Origin of the sequence: Klebsiella ornithinolytica, assembly GCF_030505655.1 — a bacterium.
Lineage (GTDB): Bacteria > Pseudomonadota > Gammaproteobacteria > Enterobacterales > Enterobacteriaceae > Klebsiella > Klebsiella ornithinolytica.
In genome coordinates, this window is record NZ_CP130153.1 from 4,353,043 (window position 1) to 4,375,678 (window position 22,636).

Here is a 22,636-nt window from a genome sequence, read left to right on the forward strand (position 1 = left end):
TCCTCAGATAGACAGCTTTTTAACGCGCTTGCCGCCGTACAGCAGGTTCACGATGGCACGGGTGCCGACGATAGCGGTAAACATCGAGGTTGCCACACCGATACCGGTAGTAATCGCAAACCCTTTAATTGCACCGGTACCGACCGCGTACAGGATGATAACTTTGATCAACGTCGTAATGTTCGCATCGAAGATCGAGCTGAATGCGCCCCGGTAACCTTCATCAATCGCCTGCTGAACGGAACGTCCGTTGCTCAACTCTTCTTTAATACGTTCGTTGATCAGTACGTTAGCATCGACCGCTACCGCAAGGGTTAACACGATACCCGCAATCCCCGGCATACTCAGCGTGGCCCCAGGAAGCAGGGACATGATACCGACGATCAGCACCAGGTTAGCCACCAGCGCAGAGGTCGCGATCAGACCGAATTTCTTATAGAAGAAAATCATGAACAGGATAGACACCACCAGACCGGCCAGACACGCTTCCAGACCCTGCTTGATGTTCTGCATACCCAGAGTCGGGCCGATGGTACGTTCTTCAACGATCTGAATCGGCGCAATCAGCGCACCCGCACGCAGCAGCAGAGAGAGCTGACGCGCTTCATTTGGGTTGCTGATACCGGTAATACGGAAGCTGTTACCCAAGCGAGACTGGATGTTGGCGATGTTAATCACCTCTTCCTCTTTCACCAGAATGGCACGACCGTTGGCATCTTTCTTACCGCTGTCTTTGTACTCCACGAACAGGGTCGCCATCGGTTTGCCGATGTTGTCCTTGGTGAAGTTAGACATGATGTTGCCGCCGGCGCTGTCCAGCGAGATGTTAACCTGCGGCTGGTTGAACTCGTCCATGCTGGAAGTGGAGTCGGTGATATGGTCACCGGTCAGAATCACGCGCTTGTACAGCACAACCGGCCGACCTTCACGGGTATCTTTCACTTCAGAGTCGCCAGGGACACGACCGGAAGCGGCTGCGGCGCTGTCAACGTTGCTGTTAACCAGACGGAATTCCAGCGTCGCCGTAGCGCCAAGAATTTCTTTCGCCCGAGCGGTATCCTGAATACCCGGCAGTTCAACCACGATACGGTCGGCGCCCTGACGCTGTACCAGCGGCTCGGCAACACCCAGTTGGTTAACACGGTTACGCAGAATGTTGATGTTCTGCTGCACGGCGTATTCGCGGGCTTCTTTCAGGCGCTCATCGGTCATCACCGCTTTCAGGCCAGTAGCGCCCTGCGTGGAGATAACCAGATCGCGGTGACGCGGGCTCAGCCAGGAGATGGCCTGATCGCGTGCGGCGCTATCGCGAAAAGCGATGCTCAGACCATAATTGTCTTCCTTACGCACGGTGGAGTAAGGGATGCCTTTTTCACGCAGCTCGCTGCGCAGGCTGTCGATATTTTGTTCCTGCAGTTTTCCCAGCGCGGTGTCCATATCCACTTCCATCAGGAAGTGTACGCCGCCGCGCAGGTCAAGACCCAGCTTCATCGGCTCGGCATGGATAGCCGCTAACCAGCGAGGAGTCGCCGGAGCTAAGTTCAGCGCCACGACGTATTTATCACCTAACACGTCCACCAGCACTTCACGTGCGCGCAGCTGGACATCGGTGGTGTCGAAGCGCGCAAGGATTGCGCCCTCTTCCAGTGCCACAGACTTAGCGGTAATTTTTTCTTCTTGTAACGTTTTCTGGACCTGGATCAGCGTTTGCTCACTGGCGGCGACACCGCGCGCGCCAGTGATTTGAACGGCCGGATCCTCACCATACAGGTTGGGGAGCGCATACATCAGGCCGACGATAATGACGACGACCAGCATGATGTACTTCCACAAAGGATAACGGTTTAACACGGCAGTTCCCTTAGGGAAAAGTGGATTACAGTGCCTTCATGGTGCCTTTCGGCAGAACGGCAGCGACGAAGTCACGTTTGATAACCACTTCAGTGGTATCGTTCAGCGCGATAGCAATGTATCCGCTTTCAGCCACTTTCGTGACGCGACCTACCAGGCCGCCATTCGTCAGCACTTCATCGCCTTTGGCGATAGAGTTCATCAGATTTTTATGTTCTTTGGTGCGCTTCTGCTGTGGGCGCAGGATCATGAAGTAGAAAATCAGACCGAACACCACCAGCATCAGAATCAGAGACATCGGGCTACCCTGCGCCGCGCCACCGGTTGCTGCTACCGCATCAGAAATAAAAAAGCTCATTCAAATTCCCTCATTATTAAAATTAATCAACGTTCAAAGGAGGAACAGGTCGCCCCTGACGTTGGTAAAAATCGGCCACGAAGCCCTCTAATTTACCCTCTTCGATAGCCTTACGTAAACCAGCCATTAAACGCTGATAGTAGCGAAGGTTATGAATGGTATTGAGGCGCGCGCCCAATATTTCGTTGCAACGATCGAGATGATGCAAGTAAGCGCGTGAATAATTGCGACATGTATAGCAATCACACTCGGCATCCAGCGGCGCGGTGTCGCTTTTATGCTTCGCATTACGAATCTTCACCACGCCATCGGTGACGAACAGGTGGCCGTTACGCGCGTTGCGCGTTGGCATGACGCAGTCGAACATGTCGATACCGCGACGCACCCCTTCAACCAGATCTTCTGGCTTGCCGACGCCCATCAGATAGCGCGGTTTGTCGGCCGGGATCTGCGGGCAAACGTGCTCCAGGATACGGTGCATGTCTTCCTTCGGCTCACCGACAGCCAAACCGCCGACAGCGTAGCCATCAAAGCCGATATCTACCAGACCTTTAACGGAGATATCACGTAAATCTTCGTAAACGCTGCCCTGGATAATGCCGAACAGCGCATTTTTATTGCCAAGAGAGTCAAAACGGTCGCGGCTGCGCTGCGCCCAGCGCAGCGACATTTCCATCGAGCGCTTAGCGTAATCCCAGTCCGCCGGATACGGCGTACATTCGTCGAAGATCATCACGATATCGGAACCGAGATCGTACTGAATCTCCATCGATTTTTCCGGATCGAGGAAAATGGGGTCGCCGTTAATCGGGTTGCGGAAGTGGACGCCCTGCTCGGTAATTTTGCGGATATCGCCGAGGCTGAACACCTGGAAGCCGCCGGAATCGGTCAGGATAGGCCCTTTCCACTGCATAAAATCATGCAGGTCGCCGTGCAGCTTCATGATTTCCTGGCCCGGACGTAACCACAGGTGGAACGTATTGCCGAGGATAATTTGCGCGCCGGTGGCTTCAACTTCTTCCGGCGTCATCCCTTTTACGGTGCCGTAGGTACCAACGGGCATAAAGGCTGGCGTTTCAACCACGCCGCGATCAAACACCAGGCGGCCGCGGCGGGCGCGTCCGTCGGTGGTATCCAGTTCAAATTTCATTTTAACTCCTGCGTCAGAAAAACAGTCTGACGTTAAACACTCATGTCGCGGAGTTATTCCCCGACACGCTCAAAAATAGCCTGCGGATTGTACGTGATAAACATCGCGTCCCCGTAGCTAAAAAAGCGATATTTTTGTTCTACCGCAGCCTTGTAGGCATTCATGGTGTGCTGATAGCCAGCAAAGGCGGAAACCAGCATAATCAGAGTTGATTCAGGGAGATGGAAGTTGGTCACCAGCGCATCAACCGCTTTGTACTGATACCCCTGATAGATAAAAATCTGCGTGTCGCCGAAAAACGGCTCAATCAGGTCGTTTTTCGCCGCCTGCGCCGCGCTCTCCAGCGAACGGACGGAGGTGGTGCCTACCGCGATGACCCGGTTGCCGCGCGCTTTCGCCGCCAGCACCGCATCAACGACCTCCTGCGGCACTTCGGCGTACTCGGAGTGCATGATGTGATCTTCAATGGTCTCCACGCGCACCGGCTGGAATGTCCCCGCGCCAACGTGCAGCGTCACAAACGCCATTTCAATCCCTTTCTCGCGCAGCTTCTCCAGCATCATATCGTCAAAGTGCAGGCCTGCGGTCGGCGCGGCCACGGCCCCCGGCCTGGTGCTGTAGACGGTTTGATACAGTTCGCGGTCGGCGTCTTCGTCCGGACGATCGATATACGGCGGCAGCGGCATATGGCCGATGCTGTTGAGGATATCCAGTACCGGACGTTCATCGTTAAATTCGACTTCAAACAGCGCGTCGTGACGTGCCACCATCGTGGCGTTGATGCTTTCATCATCGCCCAGCAGCAGCTCGGCGCCCGGCTTCGGTGCTTTAGATGCGCGAATGTGCGCCAGAATACGTTTGTCATCCAGCATGCGCTCGACCAGCACTTCAATCTTGCCGCCGCTGGCTTTTCGGCCGAACAGGCGCGCCGGGATCACCCGGGTATTGTTAAAGACCAGCAGATCGCCCGGGTTAAGTTTGTCGAGTAAATCGGTGAAAGTCCCATGCGTCAGCGCTCCCGTCGGACCGTCTAACGACAGCAGGCGACAGCGACTGCGCTCCGGCTGCGGGTAGTGGGCAATCAGGGATTCGGGCAGTTCAAAGGAAAAATCGGTAACGCGCATGACGGTGGCTCAGACTAAATAAAGAGGCGGGTAGTCTAGTGCCGGGGCGTCCTCCCTGCAACCTTTACCCCTCTGGACGAATAACATAATCTATACACAAAACCATTCAAGATGCATCGACGCGGCAGCTGAATGACAAATTCGTCAGGAACAGATTTGAACGCCGCGGAGTGGCGGTCCGAGAGGACGAGGCTCAAAGATGAGCCGGGAAGCTGAAGCCAATAAAGAGGCAGTTTGAAGGATAAAAGGTATATGAATTTTCTTGCACACCTGCACTTAGCCCATCTCGCCGACAGCTCCCTGCCCGGCAATCTTCTGGCAGATTTCGTTCGCGGCAATCCCCAGGCGGACTACCCGGCTGACATTGTCGACGGTATTTTTATGCACCGGCGCATCGATGTCATGACCGATAATCTGCCGGAAGTCAAAGCAGCGCGCGACTGGTTTCGCCCGCAGACCCGCCGCGTGGCGCCCATTACGCTGGATGTGATGTGGGATCACTTCCTGTCGCATCACTGGGCGCGTATTTCACCTGATATGCCGCTCAACGAGTTTGTCCGCTATGCCCAGGCACAGGTCACGCCGGTATTACCCGATTCGCCGCCGCGCTTCGTGAATCTCAATGCCTATTTGTGGTCGGAGCGCTGGCTTGAACGCTATGAAGATATGGACTTTATTCAGCGCGTCCTCAACGGCATGGCCAGCCGTCGTCCGCGCCTTGATGCCCTGCGCGACTCCTGGCAGGATCTGGATACGCACTACGATAAACTCGAGCAGCAGTTCTGGCATTTTTATCCGCGAATGATGGCGCAGGCCACCAGGCGCGAACTATAAAGATTGCGCTTTCTCACAGAAAGGCTATTCTGAACACCGTTTTCCGATATAAATTGATAGGCAAAACCTATCTCATTGATTGTCAACGTCACGTTGAGTTCGCATGAACCTGTCCCTATACTTGCCCGCGTTGCGTTCCAATTAACCTTATTATTAACAGGAGAATCATATGGTTCTGGTCACTCGTCAGGCTCCGGATTTTACCGCAGCAGCTGTTTTAGGTAACGGCGAAATCGTTGAGAAATTCAACTTCAAACAACACACCAACGGTAAAGCAACCGTCCTGTTCTTCTGGCCGATGGACTTCACCTTCGTTTGCCCGTCTGAGCTGATCGCTTTTGACAAACGTTATGAAGAATTCCAGAAGCGCGGCGTAGAAGTCGTTGGCGTCTCCTTCGACTCTGAATTCGTTCACAACGCATGGCGTAACACCCCGGTAGACCAGGGCGGTATCGGTCCGGTTAAATACGCGATGGTTGCTGATATCAAACGTGAAATCCAGAAAGCTTACGGTATTGAACACCCGGACGAAGGCGTGGCGCTGCGCGGCTCGTTCCTGATCGACGCTAACGGCGTAGTTCGCCACCAGGTGGTTAACGACCTGCCGCTGGGTCGTAACATCGACGAAATGCTGCGTATGGTTGACGCGCTGCAGTTCCACGAAGAGCACGGTGAAGTTTGCCCGGCACAGTGGGAAAAAGGAAAAGAAGGTATGGCCGCTTCTCCGGAAGGCGTAGCTAAATACCTGACCGAGAACGTGTCCAGCCTGTAATCGGCCCATGTTCAGAAAAAGGCTCGCGCATGCGGGCCTTTTTTATCTCCTGCCGCAGCACATTTTGCGCTCTATCGCGCAGTCGCCGCTCCCTCATGCTTTTCAGATGGCTTTTTTTGTTAGCAAACTCAAACTTTGATAAAAAACTGCCATGATATTTGTGATACGCAAAACACTTCTAAAAAATAAATCGCTCTTATTTTTAATCTTTCCCACCTGATATTATTTCAATAATTGAATACAAAATTATAACTAATTGATAATTAACATAATAATAAATGTTATTTTCCCTAAAAAAATAACGCAAAAATCATTTCGCTGTGATCAACTTCAAGGTTTAAAAATTCAAATGTGATCTGAACCATGATTTCCTGTGTTCTATTTCGTCATGATTTAACTCAGAAAATAAATGCGTTAAGGATTGGATTATGGAAATCATTTTTGATCGCCGGTTAATCGCACTTGATCAGAACATTACCAGCGCCAGTCAGGCTATCGAATTATCCGGGACGCTACTTGCCCGCCAGCAAATTTGTCGCCCCGAATACATCACCGCGATGCTCGACGTCTATAAGGATTTTGGTCCCGCCATTGTTATTGATAGCGGCCTGGCGATGCCCCACGCGCGCCCCGAAAAGGGGGCCATCCGCACCGGCTTTTCTTTAATCACCACCCGCCAGCCGCTTCACTTTGGTCACGAAGAGTTTGACCCGGTGAGCGTCATTATCGGTATCGCCGGCGCCGACGCCGATAACCATATAAAAATGATCCAGATAATCGCCACACTGATTGAATCAGATATTGTGTCGTTCCTTCGCGAAGAGCATGACATCAATGCCGTATTCAATTTCATCCACAATAAAATGGAGTCGTCATTATGTTAGTTATCAGAACAGTTTGTGGTAACGGGATTGGCAGTTCATTAATGGCCGCAAGCAATGTCAAAAAAATATGTGATGAATTAGGGATCAAAGCTGACGTCGCCTCTGTTGATTTTGCTAATGCCGTCGGAGAGAAAGCCGATCTCTATATCACCATCAAAGAATTAGCCAATCAGTTCCCTGCGCATTGTCAGGTCGCCATTATTCGCAGCTATGTACATAAAGCAAAAATTGCTGAAGATATTACCGACGCTCTGACAAAAATTGCTGCAACTCATTCTTAATCATTATTAAGAGCCTACCCCAGCAGGCGTACATTGTTGCAGCCAGTTTGGACACGGACAGCGCGGAAAAACCGGAGCGTACACGCAGTACGTGAGGATTTTGAGCACTGCCCAGGGCCAAAATGGCAAATAAAATAGCCTAATGGGATAGGCTCTAAGGATACGATCATGCAGGCTATACTTACATTCTTATCAGAAATATTCAGCCAACCCGCATTTCTGATGGGGATTATCGCATTTGTCGGTTTAGTGGCACTGCGCTCCCCCGGAAATAAACTTCTCACCGGTACCTTAAAGCCCATCCTCGGTTATTTAATGCTCAGCGCCGGTGCAGGGGTTATCGTTGCCAACCTCAATCCGCTCGGCGGAATTATCGAAGCCGGATTTAATATTCGTGGCGTTATTCCTAACAACGAGGCTATTGTTTCCGTCGCCCAGAAGGTACTGGGTGTTGAAACCATGAGTATATTGCTGTTAGGTTTTATTTTTAACCTGCTTATTGCTCGCTGCACTAAGTATAAATATATCTTCCTTACCGGTCACCACTCATTCTTCCTCGCCTGTCTGTTCTCTGCGGTACTGCAGGCGGCAGAATTCCGCGGCTGGATGCTGGTACTGATTGGCGGGTTCTTACTCGGCTCCTGGTCGGCGATCTCCCCGGCAATCGGTCAGCGCTATACCAAGCAGGTCACCGAAGATGGCGGCATTGCGATGGGGCATTTTGGCTCTCTGGGGTATTACATCTCGGCGTGGATCGCCAGCAAAACCGGCAACCCGGCGAACTCTTTCGCCGATACCGAAATCTCTGAAAAATGGGGCTTTCTGCGCGATACCACGGTCACTACCGGGATCGTGATGTTCGTTATCTACTTTGTCTGTAGCGCCGTGGCCGGCACCGAATACCTGCGGACAATCACGGATCAGAACATGCTGATCTTCTCTATCCTGACCGGGCTGCAGTTTGCCGTCGGCGTCGCCATCGTCTACAACGGCGTGCGTCTGATCCTTGGCGATCTGGTACCGGCATTCCAGGGGATTAGCCAGAAGCTGATTCCCGATTCGATTCCGGCCGTAGACTGCGCGGTATTCTTTACGTTTAGTCCAACGGCGGTGGTCGTCGGTTTTATCAGCTCCTTTATCGGTGGTCTGGTGGGAATGCTGCTGCTGGGCGCCTTCGGTATGGCGCTAATCATTCCCGGCATGGTGCCGCATTTCTTCTGCGGCGGGACCTCCGGCGTCTTCGCCGACAAGCTGGGCGGCAAGCGCGGCTGCGTCATTGCCTCGTTCATTGGCGGCATCTTCCTCGCCTTCCTGCCGGCGATGTTGCTCCCGGCTTTAGGCAGCCTGGGCTTTGAGAACAGCACCTTTGCCGATTTCGATTTCGCGGTATGGGGCATCATTATCGGTAATGCGTTTACCCAGTTTGGCCAGATAACCATCTATTTGATTTGCCTCGCCCTGCTCATCGCTCTGCTGGTGCCTTTCTGCTTCCGCTCAGTGCGCGTGGTAGGAGATACGCTCAGCTACGAAGCGCTCACGGCGAATAAGAAAAATGAATAGGGTTTCATTTTTCCCTGCGGGAAGCATTCTTCCCGCAGCTGACGACATTATCAGGAGTAGTTATGGCTATATTGTCCATAGGATTTTCATGTTTTGATCAGTTCTTCTTTCTGAATGAGTGGCCGCAGGAAAACACCAAAAACTTCTGCCACGACTTTATTGAAAGCGGCGGCGGTCCGGCGGCAAATGCCGCATGGCTGCTGGGATTATGGGGCGAGGATGTCTATTACATCGGTCATCTCAATGCGGATATTTACGGTCAGCGTATCGTCGATGAATTTGCTCAGGCCGGAGTCGATACCAGCCACATCGTCTTTTCCGATGAGATGATCACCCCGCTGGCATCGGTGCTGGTTAACCGTTTAACGGGCTCGCGAACCATTATTACCCGTAAAATGCAAACGCCACCTTCGTTGACCTACGATCAAAAACTGAAACTTGACGATCTCGCACAGCGCCTTATTGCTTCAGAAGAACCGGTGACCCTGTTAATTGATGGTCATGAAGCGGAAATCAGCGAGTATTTAATTAAAAAACTCCCCGCGGCCCGCGTGGTCATGGATGGCGGCTCCTTACGTGCCAGTAATATCAAACTGGCGGCCTGGACTGATTATTTCGTCGTCAGCGAACATTTCGCCAGAGACTATATGAGCTACCGCGAGCTGAGCACTGAGAAAGAGCTAAAAACAGCCCTGCTCGAACTGAATAAAATCTGCCGGGGTGAGGCTTTTATTACTCTTGGAGAAAAAGGCTGTGCCTTTTTAAAGAGCGGGATGCTGCACATTGTCCCCGCCTGGCAATGTCAGGCCGTCGATACGACCGGCGCCGGCGATGTTTTTCATGGTGCTTTCACTTACGGCGTTCATTATTCATGGCATATCGATAATATTATTCTTTTTGCCAGCCTGACCGCCGCAATCTCTATTGAGAAAAAAGGTGTTCGTGAATCCATGCCGGATCTTGCCGTTGTTCATAATGCATTAAACAGCTACGAAAGAAACTTAACGCAGTATTTTGATGAATAATTGATTCCGAGGTGATTATGTTAGTTTCTATGAAGGACATGCTTCAGCATGCCCTACGGGACGGTTATGCCGTAGGGCAGTTCAATATTAATAATCTGGAATGGGTTGGCGCCGTATTAAGCACCGGGCAACAGCTCCGCTCACCCATTATTTTGGGGGTCTCCGGCGGTACGGTAAAACATATGCTGGGCCTGAAATGCATTCATGACATCGTGGTCAATGCGATGGACTATCTACAGATTGATATTCCTGTCGCATTGCATCTCGATCACGGGACCACGCGCGAGGCCTGCGAAGCGGCCATTGAAGCCGGCTTTAGCTCGATTATGTTTGATGGCTCCCATTTGCCGTTTGCGGAAAACCTGGCGATCACCCGCCATCTGGTCGACCTGGCGCACAGCAGAGGCATCTCCGTTGAAGCCGAGCTGGGAACCATTGCCGGCAGTGAAGATGGCATCGTGAATTCTGAGGTTATCTATGCCGATCCGCAGGAGTGCTTTACCCTGGTCAGCGAAACGCAGGTAGACTGCCTCGCGGCAGCGCTCGGTTCTACGCACGGGCTTTATAAAGGGAAGGCTAAACTCGGCTTTGCCGAAATGAAAGCCATATCAGAGCTTGTTAAAGTACCGCTGGTACTTCACGGCGGGACCGGTATTGCTGACGACGATATGCGCAAAGCAATTGCCTGCGGTACGGCAAAAATTAACGTCAACACCGAGAATATGTACGCCTGGTGCGAAGCCGTGAAAGCGCTGTTCGCCGCCGATAACGGTCACGATATTAACGATCCGCGCAAAGTTATCCGCCAAGGCTTGCTGCCCGTGCGCGAGATGGTCGCCCGCCGGATCCAGCTATTTGGCTCTCAGAACCGGGGCTAAGCCCGGCATATCGTTGATGCGTCATCAGGTGGTCGCGCTCCGCGCTCCCCCGGCGGCCTCGCCGGGGGAGCGCGTTAACCTGTCAGAAGCTAAAACGCAAAGCAGGAACAGCCCATCACGCCCCAGAACGCCTGCTCGTCCGATACTGGCACCGACGACTGACGGGCAATATCATGCTGATGACCGTGCACGCCGCAGCTGCCGCAGCACTGGTGCATCTGGACTATCGCCCCGATTTTCGCCGCCGCAGGCGGAGCGGAACGATAGTGGCCCGGCACCTTGACCACCGGAGACCACTCCGGCAGAACAGGAATCGGCGGCGGCGCCAGCGGCGAAAAATGCCCTGCGGCATAAACCACTTTGCCATCGACCACCGTCAGCACCGACTCAATGCCTTTGATCTCCTCTTCCGGCACGCTGAAATAGTCTTTGGACAGCACCACCAGATCGGCCAGCTGATCTTTCTCAATACGCCCTTTTTTACCTTGTTCACTGGAGAACCAGGCGCTGCCCGCGGTCCACAGCTCCAGCGCCACCTCGCGCGGCAGACGGTTGCTGTCGTCATACATCGCCATGCCGCCCACGGTACGCCCGGAGACCAACCAGTAGAGCGCGGTCCACGGGTTGTAGCTCGCGACACGCGTCGCATCGGTCCCCAGTCCCACCGGCACATCCAGCGCCAGCATTTTCGCCACCGGCGGCGTATGCTTAACCGCCTCTTTGCCATAGCGATCGACAAAATATTCGCCCTGGAAAGCCATTCGGTGCTGTACCGCGATACCGCCGCCGAGCGCCTTCACGCGTTCAATATTCCGCTCGGTAATGGTCTCCGCATGGTCAAAGAACCAGTGCAGGCCGTTAAACGGAATATCGCGGTTCACCTTCTCAAAAACATCCAGCATCCGGCTGATGGATTCATCATAGGTGGCATGCAGGCGGAACGGCCAGCGGTGTTCCACCAGATGGCGTACCACCCGCTCCAACTCGTCTTCCATCCCTTCCGGCAGGTCCGGACGCGGCTGCAGGAAATCTTCAAAATCCGCCGCCGAGAAGACCAGCATTTCGCCGGCGCCGTTGGCACGGAAAAAGTCGGTCCCCTGTCCCGGTTTCAGCATATCGGTCCAGCGTTCGAAATCATCCAGCTCCTGTTTTGGCCGCTGGGTAAACAGGTTATAGGCAATACGCACGGTCATCTGCTCTTGCGCATGCAGCTGTTCAATAATTTCATAATCTTCCGGGTAGTTCTGGAAACCGCCCCCGGCATCAATCGCACTGGTGAGGCCAAGCCGGTTCAGCTCACGCATAAACTGGCGCGTCGAATTGACCTGCAGCTCCAGCGGCAGCTTCGGCCCTTTCGCCAGGGTCGCATAGAGAATCATCGCGTTAGGTTTGGCGATCAGCATCCCGGTGGGGTTACCGCGGCTATCGCGCACGATTTCACCGCCGGCCGGATCCGGCGTCTCTTTGGTGTAACCCACGGCTTTCAGCGCCGCACGGTTCAGCAGCGCGCGATCGTAGAGATGGAGGACAAATACCGGCGTATCCGGCGCCGCCGCGTTCAACTCCTCGAGGGTGGGCATGCGCCGTTCGGCGAACTGAAATTCACTCCAGCCGCCGACAACGCGCACCCATTGCGGAGACGGCGTGCGATCGGCCTGATCTTTCAGCATGCGCAGCGCGTCCGCCAGCGACGGAACCCCCTCCCAGCGCAGCTCGAGATTATAATTCAGCCCGCCGCGGATCAGGTGCAGGTGGGAATCGTTCAGGCCGGGGATCACCGTATGGCCTTGTAGATCAACGATCTGCGTCCCTTGCGCAGCAAAACTCATGATCCGATCGCGGCTGCCGGTGGCGAGGATCTTGCCGTTGGCGATCGCGATCGCCTCGGTCAGCGGGTTCGTGCGGTCGAGGGTATGAATTCGGCCGTTGGTCAGGATCAGTGTGGCAGTTTGCGACATAACGCTCTCCTTCAGGAGGCTGACTCAGTTTTTCTTTAACCAGCCAGCAAACAGACGGGTCACGATGGGCATCCAGAACCAGACCACCAGCGCGACCACACAGGCATCATTTATCAAATGCAGCAGCAGGCTTCCCCGCAACGAGGGAAGGAACATCCCGGTCAGCCAGGGCACCAGGTTAGTACTGGGAAAGATCACCAGCAGCGTCATCAGAAACTGCTTCCAGCGTAGCGGCTGGCGTACATTCGCTGCCGGTGGAGTGAACCAGAATGCGGGTTCGGTCCGCACTTCCGTGCGATCGCCTTCATTGAGCAGCGGCGCAATTTCCGCAACCAGTTCGCGACGCGTTTCTGACTGCGTCCAGGCATAGAGGTGTTCAATGGTGTCAAAACGAATAATGACGCTCCACAAATTCTGCCCGGCGGTCGGGCGAATCACGTTAGCGCCCAGATGGCCGGGAAACTCTGCCGCGACAGGCATAATTTTGCCTAACCACTGCTCATAGCGTTCCCCGTGCTCGGGATCGAGCGTATGGCTTATTACCAGGGTCACCGATTTCTGTTGCGTCATGACCGGGCTCCTTGCTGCGGAGAATGGCGGAAATTGCCGTTATTCTCCATCAATGACAATACACAAAATCATTCATGCTGCCTCGAGGCGGCAAGCTTGTACGTCCCCGGGAACTGACATAATTCAGTGACCGGGCGGGCCAACGAAGCCAACAAAGAGGCTGCCTGAAGGATGAAGTGTATTCAGGCTTTACGTTCCGGCGCACCGTGCACCATGGTGTAGGCGTAATCCACGCCCATCCCGTAAGCGCCGCTGTGTTCGCGAACCAGATCCATGACCGCGTCATACGTCTCTTTGCGTGACCAGTCGCGCTGGTATTCCAGCAGGACCTGCTGCCAGGTGACCGGAACTGCACCGGCCTGCACCATGCGGTCAATTGACCGTTCATGGGCGTCAACGGAGGTGCCGCCGGAGGTGTCGGTAACCACGTAGACTTCAAACCCCTCTTCCAAAGCCATCAGCGCCGGGAAGGTCAGGCACACTTCGGTCCACAGCGCAGAAATAATCAATTTTTTGCGTCCGGTGGCTTTGACCGCCTCAACAAAAGCGGCATCTTCCCAGGAGTTCATCGATGTACGTTCAATCGGTTTAACCTGCGGATGGACCGCCAGTAATTCTGGCCAGATATAGCCGCTAAAACTTTTGGTCTCAACGGAAGTATAAATAACCGGAACATTAAAAATTTTGCCGGCTTTAGCCAGGGCAACGGTGTTGTTTTTCAGCGTCTGGCGGTCAATATTGGCAACGCCAAACGACATCTGCGGCTGATGGTCAATAAAAATCAGGGTCGAGTTGGTTGGATCGATCAGTTCCCGAATAGACATGACATACCTTCTTAATCAATGAGTTAAAGAGATATAAAACAAGTTGCTGTGGGTCTGAATCGTGACGGATAAAGCCTGCTGAGTATAGTCAGTTATTTCTAACGAGTTATTAAAGAAATTCTCCGTGCTATTGCTAAATACATAAGCTACGGGCGATAAATTTCAGAGGTATGAAGGCGGAAAGAGAGCAAGACCATCGGGTCAAAATATAAAAAGTTGGCTGTTTGGTTAGCAATACTAATCAAAAATTTACGCGAAAGGGTTCTAAATTATTCACTGGCATTGACCATCCGGCTTCGGTAAAACTGAGTCACCCTTGTTAACCGGTAAGTAATGGATGCGCTTAAACCTTGATGTTCTGCTGATTCTGGACGCGTTAGATACCCACGGATCTTTCGCCACCGCCGCAGAGTCGTTGTATAAGACCCCTGCCGCCCTGAGCTATATGATCCAGAAGCTGGAAAGCGATCTGGATATCACCCTGCTGGATCGCAGCGGTCATCGGGCGAAGTTTACCGATACCGGCAGAATGGTGCTCGAGAAGGGGCGTTTGCTGATTAACGCCGCAAAAGATCTGGAAAAACAGGCCGTACAGCTGGAAGCCGGCTGGGAGCGGGATCTGGCTATCGCGCTCGATGCCTCTTTCCCTTTTGAACGTCTGCTGCCGCTGATCGACGCTTTTTACGCGCAAAATCCGCAAACCCGGCTCAACTTTACCCACCATACGCTGGCCGGATCCTGGGAAGAGCTGACCCGCAACGGCGCAGATATTATGCTCGGCGCCATCAACGAACCGCCCACCTCCGCCGAATGGTCGTGGAAAATGGTCGGTGCGCTGGATAATGTCTTCGTTGTCGCTCCCGTTCACCCGCTCGCCGAGGCGACGCAGCCGCTCAATAACAAGCAGCTGAGCCTGCATCGCGCGGTGGTGATTAGCGACAGCGCCCGCTATTGCCATCCGCTCAACAGCAATCTCCTCGCCGAACAGCCGCAAATTCGCGTCGACGATTTTGCCAGTAAGGTGGCGCTGCTGCGCGCCGGGCTGGGCTGCGGTTTTTTACCTCGCCATATCGCGCAGCCGTGGCTGGAGAACGGAGAGCTGATAGAAAAGCCGGTCCTCTCCTGCCGCGAGAAAGATCTCACCTATATCGCCTGGCGCAGCGACAACGACGGCCTCGCCCAGCGCTGGTGGCGGGAGGCGATTCTCCGCGACCCGTTCCTGAACCAGCTCTACTCCTGACGGCTGAACCAGACGCTGGCGGAAATAGCAGGCAGGCTCAGCACACCATCATGCAACGTGCCGGCGCCCTCTTTCACCTGCCATTCGCCAACGTCCAGCAGCGGCGAATCCTCGACAACGACTTCGCAGGCTTCGCCGCGGTTGATGGCCACCAGCACACGCAGCTGCTTATACACGCGAGCAAATACCACCACGTTCTCTTCGGCATAAATCACCTGGCAGCCGCCGTATCGCAGTGCCTTATTGGCTTTGCGCAGCTTCGCCATCCGCTTATACAGTCCCAGCAGCACGGTATCCTGCAGGGCAGGATCCCACGGGAAGGGTTTACGACAGAAGGGATCGTTGTTGCCATCGACGCCCACTTCATCGCCGTAGTAGATGCAGGGGACGCCCGGCCAGCAAAACAGCCATACGACCGCCAGCGGCAGGCGTGCGACATCTTTGCCCAGCAGCGACTTAAAGCGCGCGGTATCGTGACTGTCCAGCTGGTTAAACATCCGCAGCTGCTGTTGATGCGACAGCCCGGCGCGATAGTTATCCATCCAGGCGACGCAGGTCTGCGCGTCAATCTTCTGCGGATCGTAAGAGATATCGGTATTGGCGAGGAATCCCCACAGCGGGAAGGTAAAACCGCGGTAGTTCATGGCGGCATCTTCAGCGTCCGCCTGGAGCCACTGGCGGGCGTCGCCAAAGTGCTCGCCGAAGACAAAGGATTCGGGCTGCGTCTGCTTCGCCGCCGCGGTAATACCGGCAATATGGCGCAGGTTGTTGCGCGCCCCGCCGCCTTCACCCAGCATATGCACCACGTCCAGCCGCCAGCCGTCCATGCTCCACGGCACTTTCAGCCAGTGGCGGACAATGCTGTCTTCTCCGGCGTAGATTTCATTCACCAGGCTTGCGGACTGATAATCCAGCTTAGGCAGGCTGGCGTAGCCCAGCCAGCTATGTGCTTCCCCTTCAGGAGAGATGGTAAACCAGTCGCGCCACGGCGAATCGGCATGGTGACACGCCCCGCTGCTGCCGCGCTGGTGGCGGTCAAACCAGGCGTGCGAATCGCCGGTATGGTTAAACACACCGTCAAGAATCAGACGCATCCCTTCTCGCTGCGTGTTGTGGCGCAGACGCAGCAGCGCACCGTCGCCACCGAATTGCGGATCGACGCGGCGATAATCTTCGGTATCGTATTTATGCACGCTGGGGGCGACGAATACCGGGTTCAGATAGAGCGCGGTCACGCCAAGCTGCTTGAGATACGGCAGTTTCTCGCTGATCCCATCGAGGTCGCCGCCAAAAAACGTCGACCCGCCCGCTTCGCCGGTTAACGGCTCATCCCACGATTTCCGGACAATATCGCGCCCGGCGGCGTGATGATGATAGACCCGATCCTGTTCCGCTTCTCGTGTCTCGCTGCGCGCAAAACGGTCAGGGAAAATTTGATAAAAGACCTGATCGGCCACCCACTGCGGGCCGCTATCCGGCAGATCGACGGCGAACTGTTCCAGTCGCGCCGGCGGAAAACGGTTAAAGCCCTGCGGCGTGAACCAGCGCTGACGATCCGCCCACAGCAGCTTAAAACTGTAGCGCCGACGCGGCTGGCCGCTGGCAAGATTGATTTCGCCCCGCCACGCCACGACGCCCGGATGCGGCTCCTGGCGCAGTCGGTGCATCGGCAGCGAGAGCTCTTCATTATCTTCTTCCGCACGCAACGTCACCCGCTGCGGCAGATCGTCGCCACTGAGCCATAAAGTGATAAAGAGTCGTTCCTGCTGCTCCTTGATAAACGGAGCCACAGGCAGGTGCCATGCCTTCAACATCGTCATTCCTCTCTCTTTAGAATGGGCACACCTTGCCACAGCCCACCGGCGTATGACTCATCATCACAGGAATTATTGGGGGAGGATAATGGGGGTGGAGAACGCGCCTGCCAAATCCGGCAGGCGCGGGGAAGCGTTACTGTGCCTGCGCCAGCTGGCGGTCGCGGCGAGTTTTCAACTTCCAGCCAGCCAATAGCAGCACAATCCAGGCGAAACCGACGTACAGCGAGATACGGGTATCCGGATGGTAGCCAATCAGCGCAATAATAAAGACGAGGAATACCAGACCCACGGCCGTCGTGGCGACGCCACCCGGCACCTTAAACTTCAGCGCTTTCGCCTCTTCCGGCGACAGGCGACGGCGGAAGGCAATCTGCGACAGCAGGATCATGATCCACACCCAGACGGTGGCGAAAGTGGCCAGTGACGCAATCACCAGGAAGACGTTTTCCGGCATGATGTAGTTAAGATAGACCGCAAACAGCAGCGCAACGGTCATCACCATCACCGTCACCCACGGGATCCCGCGACGCGAGGTTTTGGCGAAAATCTTCGGCGCGCTGCCCTGCTCGGCCATGCCGTGCAGCATACGTCCGACGCCGAAGACGTCGCTGTTAATCGCCGACAGCGAGGCGGTCAGCACCACAAAGTTAAGGATACTGGCGGCAAACGCAATGCCCATATGCTGGAAGGTCAGCACGAACGGGCTGCCGTCAGTGCCCACCTGATTCCACGGATAAATGGACATAATCACAAACAGCGTGCCCACATAGAACACCAGAATGCGCATTGGGACCGAGTTAATCGCGCGCGGAATGGATTTCTCCGGGTCTTTCGCTTCACCGGCGGTGATACCGATGATCTCTATCCCGCCGTAGGCGAACATCACCATCTGCAGCGACATCACCATTCCCAGCCAGCCGTTGCTGAAGAAGCCGCCGTGACTCCACAGATTATGGATGCCGGTAGGCTGTCCGCCGTTGCCGATACCCCAGATAATGATGCCGAAACCGGCAATAATCATGATGATGATGGTGGCAACTTTAAAGAACGAGAACCAAAACTCCAGCTCGCCGAAGACCTTAACGCTCATCAGATTGACGGCGCAGATAATCAGCACCACGCTGAGCACCCAGATCCAGTGCGGTACCGTCGGAAACCAGACGCCCATATAAATTCCGAAAGCCGTCACGTCGGCAATCGCGACAATCAGAATTTCAAAGCAGTAGGTCCAGCCGGTGATATAGCCCGCCAGCGGGCCGAGATAATCCTGCGCATAGCGGGAAAATGAGCTGGCGGCAGGGTTATGTACCGACATTTCGCCCAGCGCGCGCATAATAATATACGCGGCCGCGCCGCCGATAATATAGGCCAGCAGGACGCTCGGGCCCGCCATTTTAATGGCGTCAGCTGAACCATAGAACAGGCCGGTACCAATTGCGGATCCCAGCGCCATAAAGCGGATATGCCGGGTACTTAGCCCGCGCTTAAGTTTGTTACTACTTTCCATCGTATTCCATGCCGTTTTTCTCTTCAGGCCTTCGCCGGAGCAGGCGCAAAAGAGGATTACCTGAAAAACAAAAAACCACGGGACCCAAAGTCCCGTGGCTTAACACTGATTAAAACCGTCGGTTAATGCGCGCTGGAAGTCACCTGACGTCCTGCCGCACGGTCCCAGATCACTGCCAGAACCACCATCACGGCGGTAGGCATCAGCCAGGCAAGACCCTGTTCAGCCAGCGGCAGACGCGAGGTCCAGGCCGGTAACATGTCCGCGAATGCCGACGATTTAATGCCGTCAATGATACCAAACATCAGGCTGATAAACATGGCCGGCGCAATGACGCGGGACGAATTATGCCACCAGTTGCGGGTAAAGCTTAAGACCACCAGGGCGATACATGGCGGATAGATAGCCGTCAGTACCGGAATCGAAATCTGAATCAGATGGCTCAGCCCCAGGTTGGAGACCGCCATCGAGAAAATACCGAGGATAAACACCAGCGAGCGATAGGATAACGGCAGATACTGCGCGAAGAATTCAGCGCAGGCGCAGGTCAGGCCCACCGCAGTGACCAGACAAGCGATGAAAATCAGCGCCGCCAGCATAAAGCTCCCCGCGCCACCGAAGGTGTGCTGGACATAGGCATGCAGAATCGCCGCGCCGTTAGCGGATTGATCCACCAGTGTCGCGCTATCAGACCCGAGGCGGAACAGCGCCAGATACAGCAGCGTCAGCCCCACGCCGGCCATCAGTCCGGCCCAGACGGTGTAGCGAGTCAGCAGGCGCGCTTCACTTACGCCGCGGGAGCGTGCGGCGTTAACAATGACGATACCGAATACCATGGCACCCAGCGTATCCATGGTCAGATAGCCGTTGACGAAGCCGTTAGAGAACGGCGCGGTGCGGTAAGCTTCCAGCGCATTGCTGATCGGGCCAGCCGGCCAGATAACTGCCGCAACGGACAAAATGATCAGCGCAATAATTTTCAACGGGGCGAGGAAATTGCCCACCGTATCCAGCAGCTTACCCGGATAGAGCGAAACCAGGATCACCAGCGCGAAATAGATCACGCTGTAAATCATCAGCGGCATCGCGCCGTCGCCGGTCAGCGGGGCAATCCCGACTTCAAAAGAGACCGTTGCGGTACGCGGGGTCGCAAACAGCGGGCCAACGGCCAGGTAGCAGACCACGGCCAGCAGGATGCCGGCCACTTTGCCGATCGGCGTACTCAGGCTTTCCACGCCGCCGCCGACTTTCGCCAGCGCCACGACCGTCAGCACCGGTAAACCCACGGCGGTAATCAGAAAGCCAATAGCGGCGGTCCAGACGTGTTCACCAGCCTGTAAACCCACCATCGGAGGGAAGATAATGTTGCCTGCGCCAACGAACAACGCGAAGGTCATAAAGCCCAACGCGATAATGTCGCGAGATTTTAACTGATGGGTCATAAATTCATTACTGCCTGTGGATGTGGTGTTGTTAACAAACGGAAAATACCGTGTCTTCCCCTGAGGGAGGATACAGCGGTGGTTGCCGGAAAAATCAGCGGGATATGCTCCCGAACACGCGTGGGAAAGAATTGTTTTTTGAATTACCACGCAAAAACAGTCTGTCTGCGACTGCATGGGGGGCAATTTAAACGCTTATAACGTTTTAATGCAAGGCGGGATCGCAAAAGCAGATGATTATGCTAAGTCTATTTTTATGAGCGGGATTATTGACCATATCTAAGGAAAACCTCCGGCTAATCATGCGAACAAAAAAGCAGCAGGCGTTCATTAATTACGCGGCTAAAAAGTGACTGCAAACGAAAATGACCAGCCGAAGCTGGTCATTGGCAAGTCATGTTGACAAGGGTGCGTTCAGGCGCTTTTTTTGGCAATTAAACGTTCCGGGAGTAAGAAACTAAAACGCGTCCCTTGGCCTACCGTACTCTCAATTTCCAGACGACTGTCGTGATGATTCACCGCATGTTTGACGATCGCCAGCCCAAGACCGCTGCCGCCGGTTTGCCGCGAACGCGCCTTATCCACGCGATAGAATCGCTCGGTCAGACGCGGAATGTGCTCGGGCGCAATCCCCGGACCGTTATCCTCGACGCTGAACAACGCGCCATGCGGCGCCCGTTGCCAGCTGACGGTAATCTCTGTCCCCGCTGGCGTATGGTTGATTGCGTTATACACCAGATTGGAGATCGCGCTGCGCAGCTGCTCTTCGTTGCCCAGTACCACCAGCGTCTCATCGACGTGGAAGTGGAGCGTCTGCTTCTGCTGGCTTAGCGTCTGGGCTTCCCGCTCCACCACCCGCAGCATCATCGGCACGTCGATTTTGTCATTCATGGCCAGCGTCGGCGCCGCTTCAATCCGCGACAGCGTCAGCAACTGCTTGACTAACCCCTCCATGCGCTGGGTTTGCTCGCGCATCGTATGCAGCGCTTTTTCGCGCGTCATCCCTTCCAGCACCTGCTCCTGCATCATCTCCAGATAGCCCTGCAGTACCGTTAACGGCGTGCGAAGCTCATGGCTGACGTTGGCAAAAAAGTTGCGCCGCGCGCCTTCCAGCTGGTGCATCTGCGTGACATCGCGCGCCACCATCAGCCACTGTTTGTCGCTGTAGGGCATGACGCGGATCTCCAGATGACGAGCAGTATTGAGGACCAGATTGAGCGGCTTTGAGAAATCCCTGTTTTTGAGGTAATGGGCAAATTCAGGGTAGCGCAGGAGGTTGAGAATATTTTGTCCGCTGTCGTCCGGCCAACGCAAATTGAGGATCTGCTGGGCCAGGCCATTACACCAGAAGATGGCCCCCTCCTCCGTCGTCAGCACCACCGCATCGGGCAAAGACTCAGCCCCGCTACGAAAGCGTTTGATCAGACTACCCAGTTCGCGTCTGCGCTTTTTATTGCGCATCTGCATCTGGTGAAGGCCGTAGAGCAGCGGTTCCCAGCTGCCTCTTCCCGGCGGTGGCGTCATGCTACGGTCGACCCATAGCCACCATGAAAGACGTAATAAATTCCAGAAATGCCAGATGAGAAGTCCGGTTACTGCCGCCAGTAAAAACCACGGCAGATAACCCACCACCGCCCCAAGAATCAGGGCCGGGATACAACATAAGAAAAGCTCAAGCGCCAGCCTTTTCCATGACAGCCGTTCCAGCACGGTTCACACTCCTGTCGAGATTCAGAAACGGGCGGAGAAACGATATCCCGTGCCGCGGACCGTTTGTACCATCCGGTCATGGCCGCTATGTTCCAGCGCTTTACGCAGACGGCGAATATGCACATCCACCGTTCTGTCTTCTACATACACATTGGTCCCCCAGACGTGATTCAGCAGCTGTTCGCGGCTGTAGACGCGTTCCGGGTGAGTCATAAAGAAGTGTAGCAATTTAAACTCCGTCGGCCCCATGTCCAGCGGACTTTCACCGGTCATCACGCGGTGGGAGGAAGGGTCAAGGCTAAGCCCTTGCATTTCAATCACTTCTTCCACCGCCATCGGCGAAATACGGCGCATCACCGCTTTGATTCGCGCCACCAGCTCTTTCGGTGAAAAAGGCTTAGTGATGTAATCATCGGCACCGGTTTCCAGACCACGTACGCGATCCTCTTCTTCACCGCGAGCGGTGAGCATGACGACCGGAATATCGCGGGTCATCGCCTCACGCTTGAGCAGCTTGATAAACTGGAGACCCGATCCGCCCGGCAGCATCCAGTCGAGGAGAATCAAATCAGGCCAGGGTTCATTGAGTTGATTCACCGCACTGTCATAATCTTCCGCCTCGACGGGCTGAAAGCCGTTTTGCTCAAGAACAAAGCAGACCATTTCGCGGATCGGAGCTTCATCTTCAACGACCAGAATTCTTCTCGCCATTATTTACCCTGTATTTTTTAGCCATCAGTATAGAGTGCGGCGCCATTATGCGTCAGTTTTGTGACAGATTTATGAAGAAAATGACCGTCATATGATAGCGGATTTTTAATAATGACAAGGAGTAACAATCGATCCTGCTG

At 54.6% G+C, this 22,636-nt stretch carries 20 protein-coding genes; 8 read left to right on the forward strand and 12 right to left on the reverse strand.

Features of this window, described 5'->3' with window-relative positions; translation table 11 throughout:
* Positions 1-3 precede the first annotated feature (3 nt).
* From secD to queA, 4 genes are read right to left on the reverse strand one after another with little or no spacing between them, the layout of a single operon-like run.
* A complete protein-coding gene (gene secD, locus Q1L34_RS20745; protein ID WP_015585040.1) occupies positions 4-1,851 on the reverse strand; it encodes a protein translocase subunit SecD in 1,848 nt (615 codons plus the stop codon).
* Positions 1,852-1,876: 25 nt separating this feature from the next.
* Positions 1,877-2,209, reverse strand: coding sequence for a preprotein translocase subunit YajC (gene yajC, locus Q1L34_RS20750; protein WP_004099423.1), 333 nt, complete (start codon positions 2,207-2,209; stop codon positions 1,877-1,879).
* 22 nt (positions 2,210-2,231) lie between these two features.
* Positions 2,232-3,359, reverse strand: coding sequence for a tRNA guanosine(34) transglycosylase Tgt (gene tgt, locus Q1L34_RS20755; protein ID WP_044347607.1), 1,128 nt, complete (start codon positions 3,357-3,359; stop codon positions 2,232-2,234).
* Between the two features lie 53 nt (positions 3,360-3,412).
* Positions 3,413-4,483, reverse strand: coding sequence for a tRNA preQ1(34) S-adenosylmethionine ribosyltransferase-isomerase QueA (queA, locus tag Q1L34_RS20760; RefSeq protein ID WP_032689270.1), 1,071 nt, complete (start codon positions 4,481-4,483; stop codon positions 3,413-3,415).
* Between the two features lie 252 nt (positions 4,484-4,735).
* On the opposite strand from queA, the gene acpH reads away from it, so the two are divergent.
* From acpH to fba, 7 genes are all read left to right on the forward strand, one after another.
* The gene (gene acpH, locus Q1L34_RS20765) at positions 4,736-5,317 is read left to right on the forward strand and encodes an ACP phosphodiesterase (protein WP_004858570.1); all 582 of its coding nucleotides are present in this window, start codon (positions 4,736-4,738) and stop codon (positions 5,315-5,317) included.
* Positions 5,318-5,486: 169 nt separating this feature from the next.
* Positions 5,487-6,089, forward strand: coding sequence for a peroxiredoxin (locus Q1L34_RS20770; protein ID WP_004858569.1), 603 nt, complete (start codon positions 5,487-5,489; stop codon positions 6,087-6,089).
* Positions 6,090-6,517: 428 nt separating this feature from the next.
* A complete protein-coding gene (locus Q1L34_RS20775; RefSeq protein ID WP_004858568.1) occupies positions 6,518-6,973 on the forward strand; it encodes a PTS sugar transporter subunit IIA in 456 nt (151 codons plus the stop codon).
* Entirely contained in the window at positions 6,967-7,254 is a 288-nt protein-coding gene (locus tag Q1L34_RS20780; protein ID WP_004858566.1) for a PTS sugar transporter subunit IIB, read from the forward strand. Before Q1L34_RS20775 ends, Q1L34_RS20780 begins: the two co-directional genes overlap by 7 nt.
* Positions 7,255-7,422: 168 nt before the next feature.
* Positions 7,423-8,814: a PTS ascorbate transporter subunit IIC gene (gene ulaA / locus Q1L34_RS20785; protein WP_004858563.1), complete on the forward strand. Its 1,392-nt coding sequence runs from the start codon at positions 7,423-7,425 to the stop codon at positions 8,812-8,814.
* Positions 8,815-8,876: 62 nt separating this feature from the next.
* The gene (locus Q1L34_RS20790; protein WP_327204263.1) at positions 8,877-9,839 is read left to right on the forward strand and encodes a carbohydrate kinase family protein; all 963 of its coding nucleotides are present in this window, start codon (positions 8,877-8,879) and stop codon (positions 9,837-9,839) included.
* A gap of 17 nt (positions 9,840-9,856) precedes the next feature.
* Positions 9,857-10,717 (forward strand): class II fructose-1,6-bisphosphate aldolase, encoded by an 861-nt coding sequence (gene fba / locus Q1L34_RS20795; RefSeq protein ID WP_004858561.1) that lies wholly within the window; start codon positions 9,857-9,859, stop codon positions 10,715-10,717.
* Between the two features lie 89 nt (positions 10,718-10,806).
* On the opposite strand, the gene Q1L34_RS20800 is transcribed toward fba, so the two are convergent.
* From Q1L34_RS20800 to Q1L34_RS20810, 3 genes are all read right to left on the reverse strand, one after another.
* A complete protein-coding gene (locus Q1L34_RS20800; protein WP_015585046.1) occupies positions 10,807-12,675 on the reverse strand; it encodes an amidohydrolase in 1,869 nt (622 codons plus the stop codon).
* 24 nt (positions 12,676-12,699) lie between these two features.
* The gene (locus tag Q1L34_RS20805) at positions 12,700-13,245 is read right to left on the reverse strand and encodes an antibiotic biosynthesis monooxygenase (protein WP_004858556.1); all 546 of its coding nucleotides are present in this window, start codon (positions 13,243-13,245) and stop codon (positions 12,700-12,702) included.
* 182 nt (positions 13,246-13,427) lie between these two features.
* Positions 13,428-14,069 carry a hydrolase gene (locus Q1L34_RS20810; RefSeq protein WP_004858552.1) on the reverse strand — a complete coding sequence of 214 codons (642 nt, stop codon included), beginning with the start codon at positions 14,067-14,069 and terminating at the stop codon, positions 13,428-13,430.
* Between the two features lie 337 nt (positions 14,070-14,406).
* On the opposite strand from Q1L34_RS20810, the gene Q1L34_RS20815 reads away from it, so the two are divergent.
* The gene (locus Q1L34_RS20815) at positions 14,407-15,309 is read left to right on the forward strand and encodes a LysR substrate-binding domain-containing protein (RefSeq protein ID WP_004858549.1); all 903 of its coding nucleotides are present in this window, start codon (positions 14,407-14,409) and stop codon (positions 15,307-15,309) included.
* Here the strand turns inward: Q1L34_RS20815 and malZ are convergent.
* The 5 genes from malZ to phoB form a co-directional block, all read right to left on the reverse strand.
* Positions 15,300-17,123, reverse strand: coding sequence for a maltodextrin glucosidase (gene malZ / locus Q1L34_RS20820; protein WP_327204264.1), 1,824 nt, complete (start codon positions 17,121-17,123; stop codon positions 15,300-15,302). The genes Q1L34_RS20815 and malZ overlap by 10 nt on opposite strands.
* A 136-nt stretch (positions 17,124-17,259) precedes the next feature.
* Positions 17,260-18,633, reverse strand: a complete 1,374-nt coding sequence (gene proY, locus Q1L34_RS20825; RefSeq protein WP_004858545.1) for a proline-specific permease ProY — start codon at positions 18,631-18,633, stop codon at positions 17,260-17,262.
* Between the two features lie 122 nt (positions 18,634-18,755).
* Positions 18,756-20,075, reverse strand: coding sequence for a branched-chain amino acid transporter carrier protein BrnQ (gene brnQ / locus Q1L34_RS20830; protein WP_004858542.1), 1,320 nt, complete (start codon positions 20,073-20,075; stop codon positions 18,756-18,758).
* A 414-nt stretch (positions 20,076-20,489) separates the two neighbouring features.
* The gene (gene phoR / locus Q1L34_RS20835) at positions 20,490-21,785 is read right to left on the reverse strand and encodes a phosphate regulon sensor histidine kinase PhoR (RefSeq protein ID WP_004858536.1); all 1,296 of its coding nucleotides are present in this window, start codon (positions 21,783-21,785) and stop codon (positions 20,490-20,492) included.
* 21 nt (positions 21,786-21,806) lie between these two features.
* Positions 21,807-22,496: a phosphate response regulator transcription factor PhoB gene (gene phoB, locus Q1L34_RS20840; protein WP_004204861.1), complete on the reverse strand. Its 690-nt coding sequence runs from the start codon at positions 22,494-22,496 to the stop codon at positions 21,807-21,809.
* Positions 22,497-22,636: the final 140 nt, after the last annotated feature.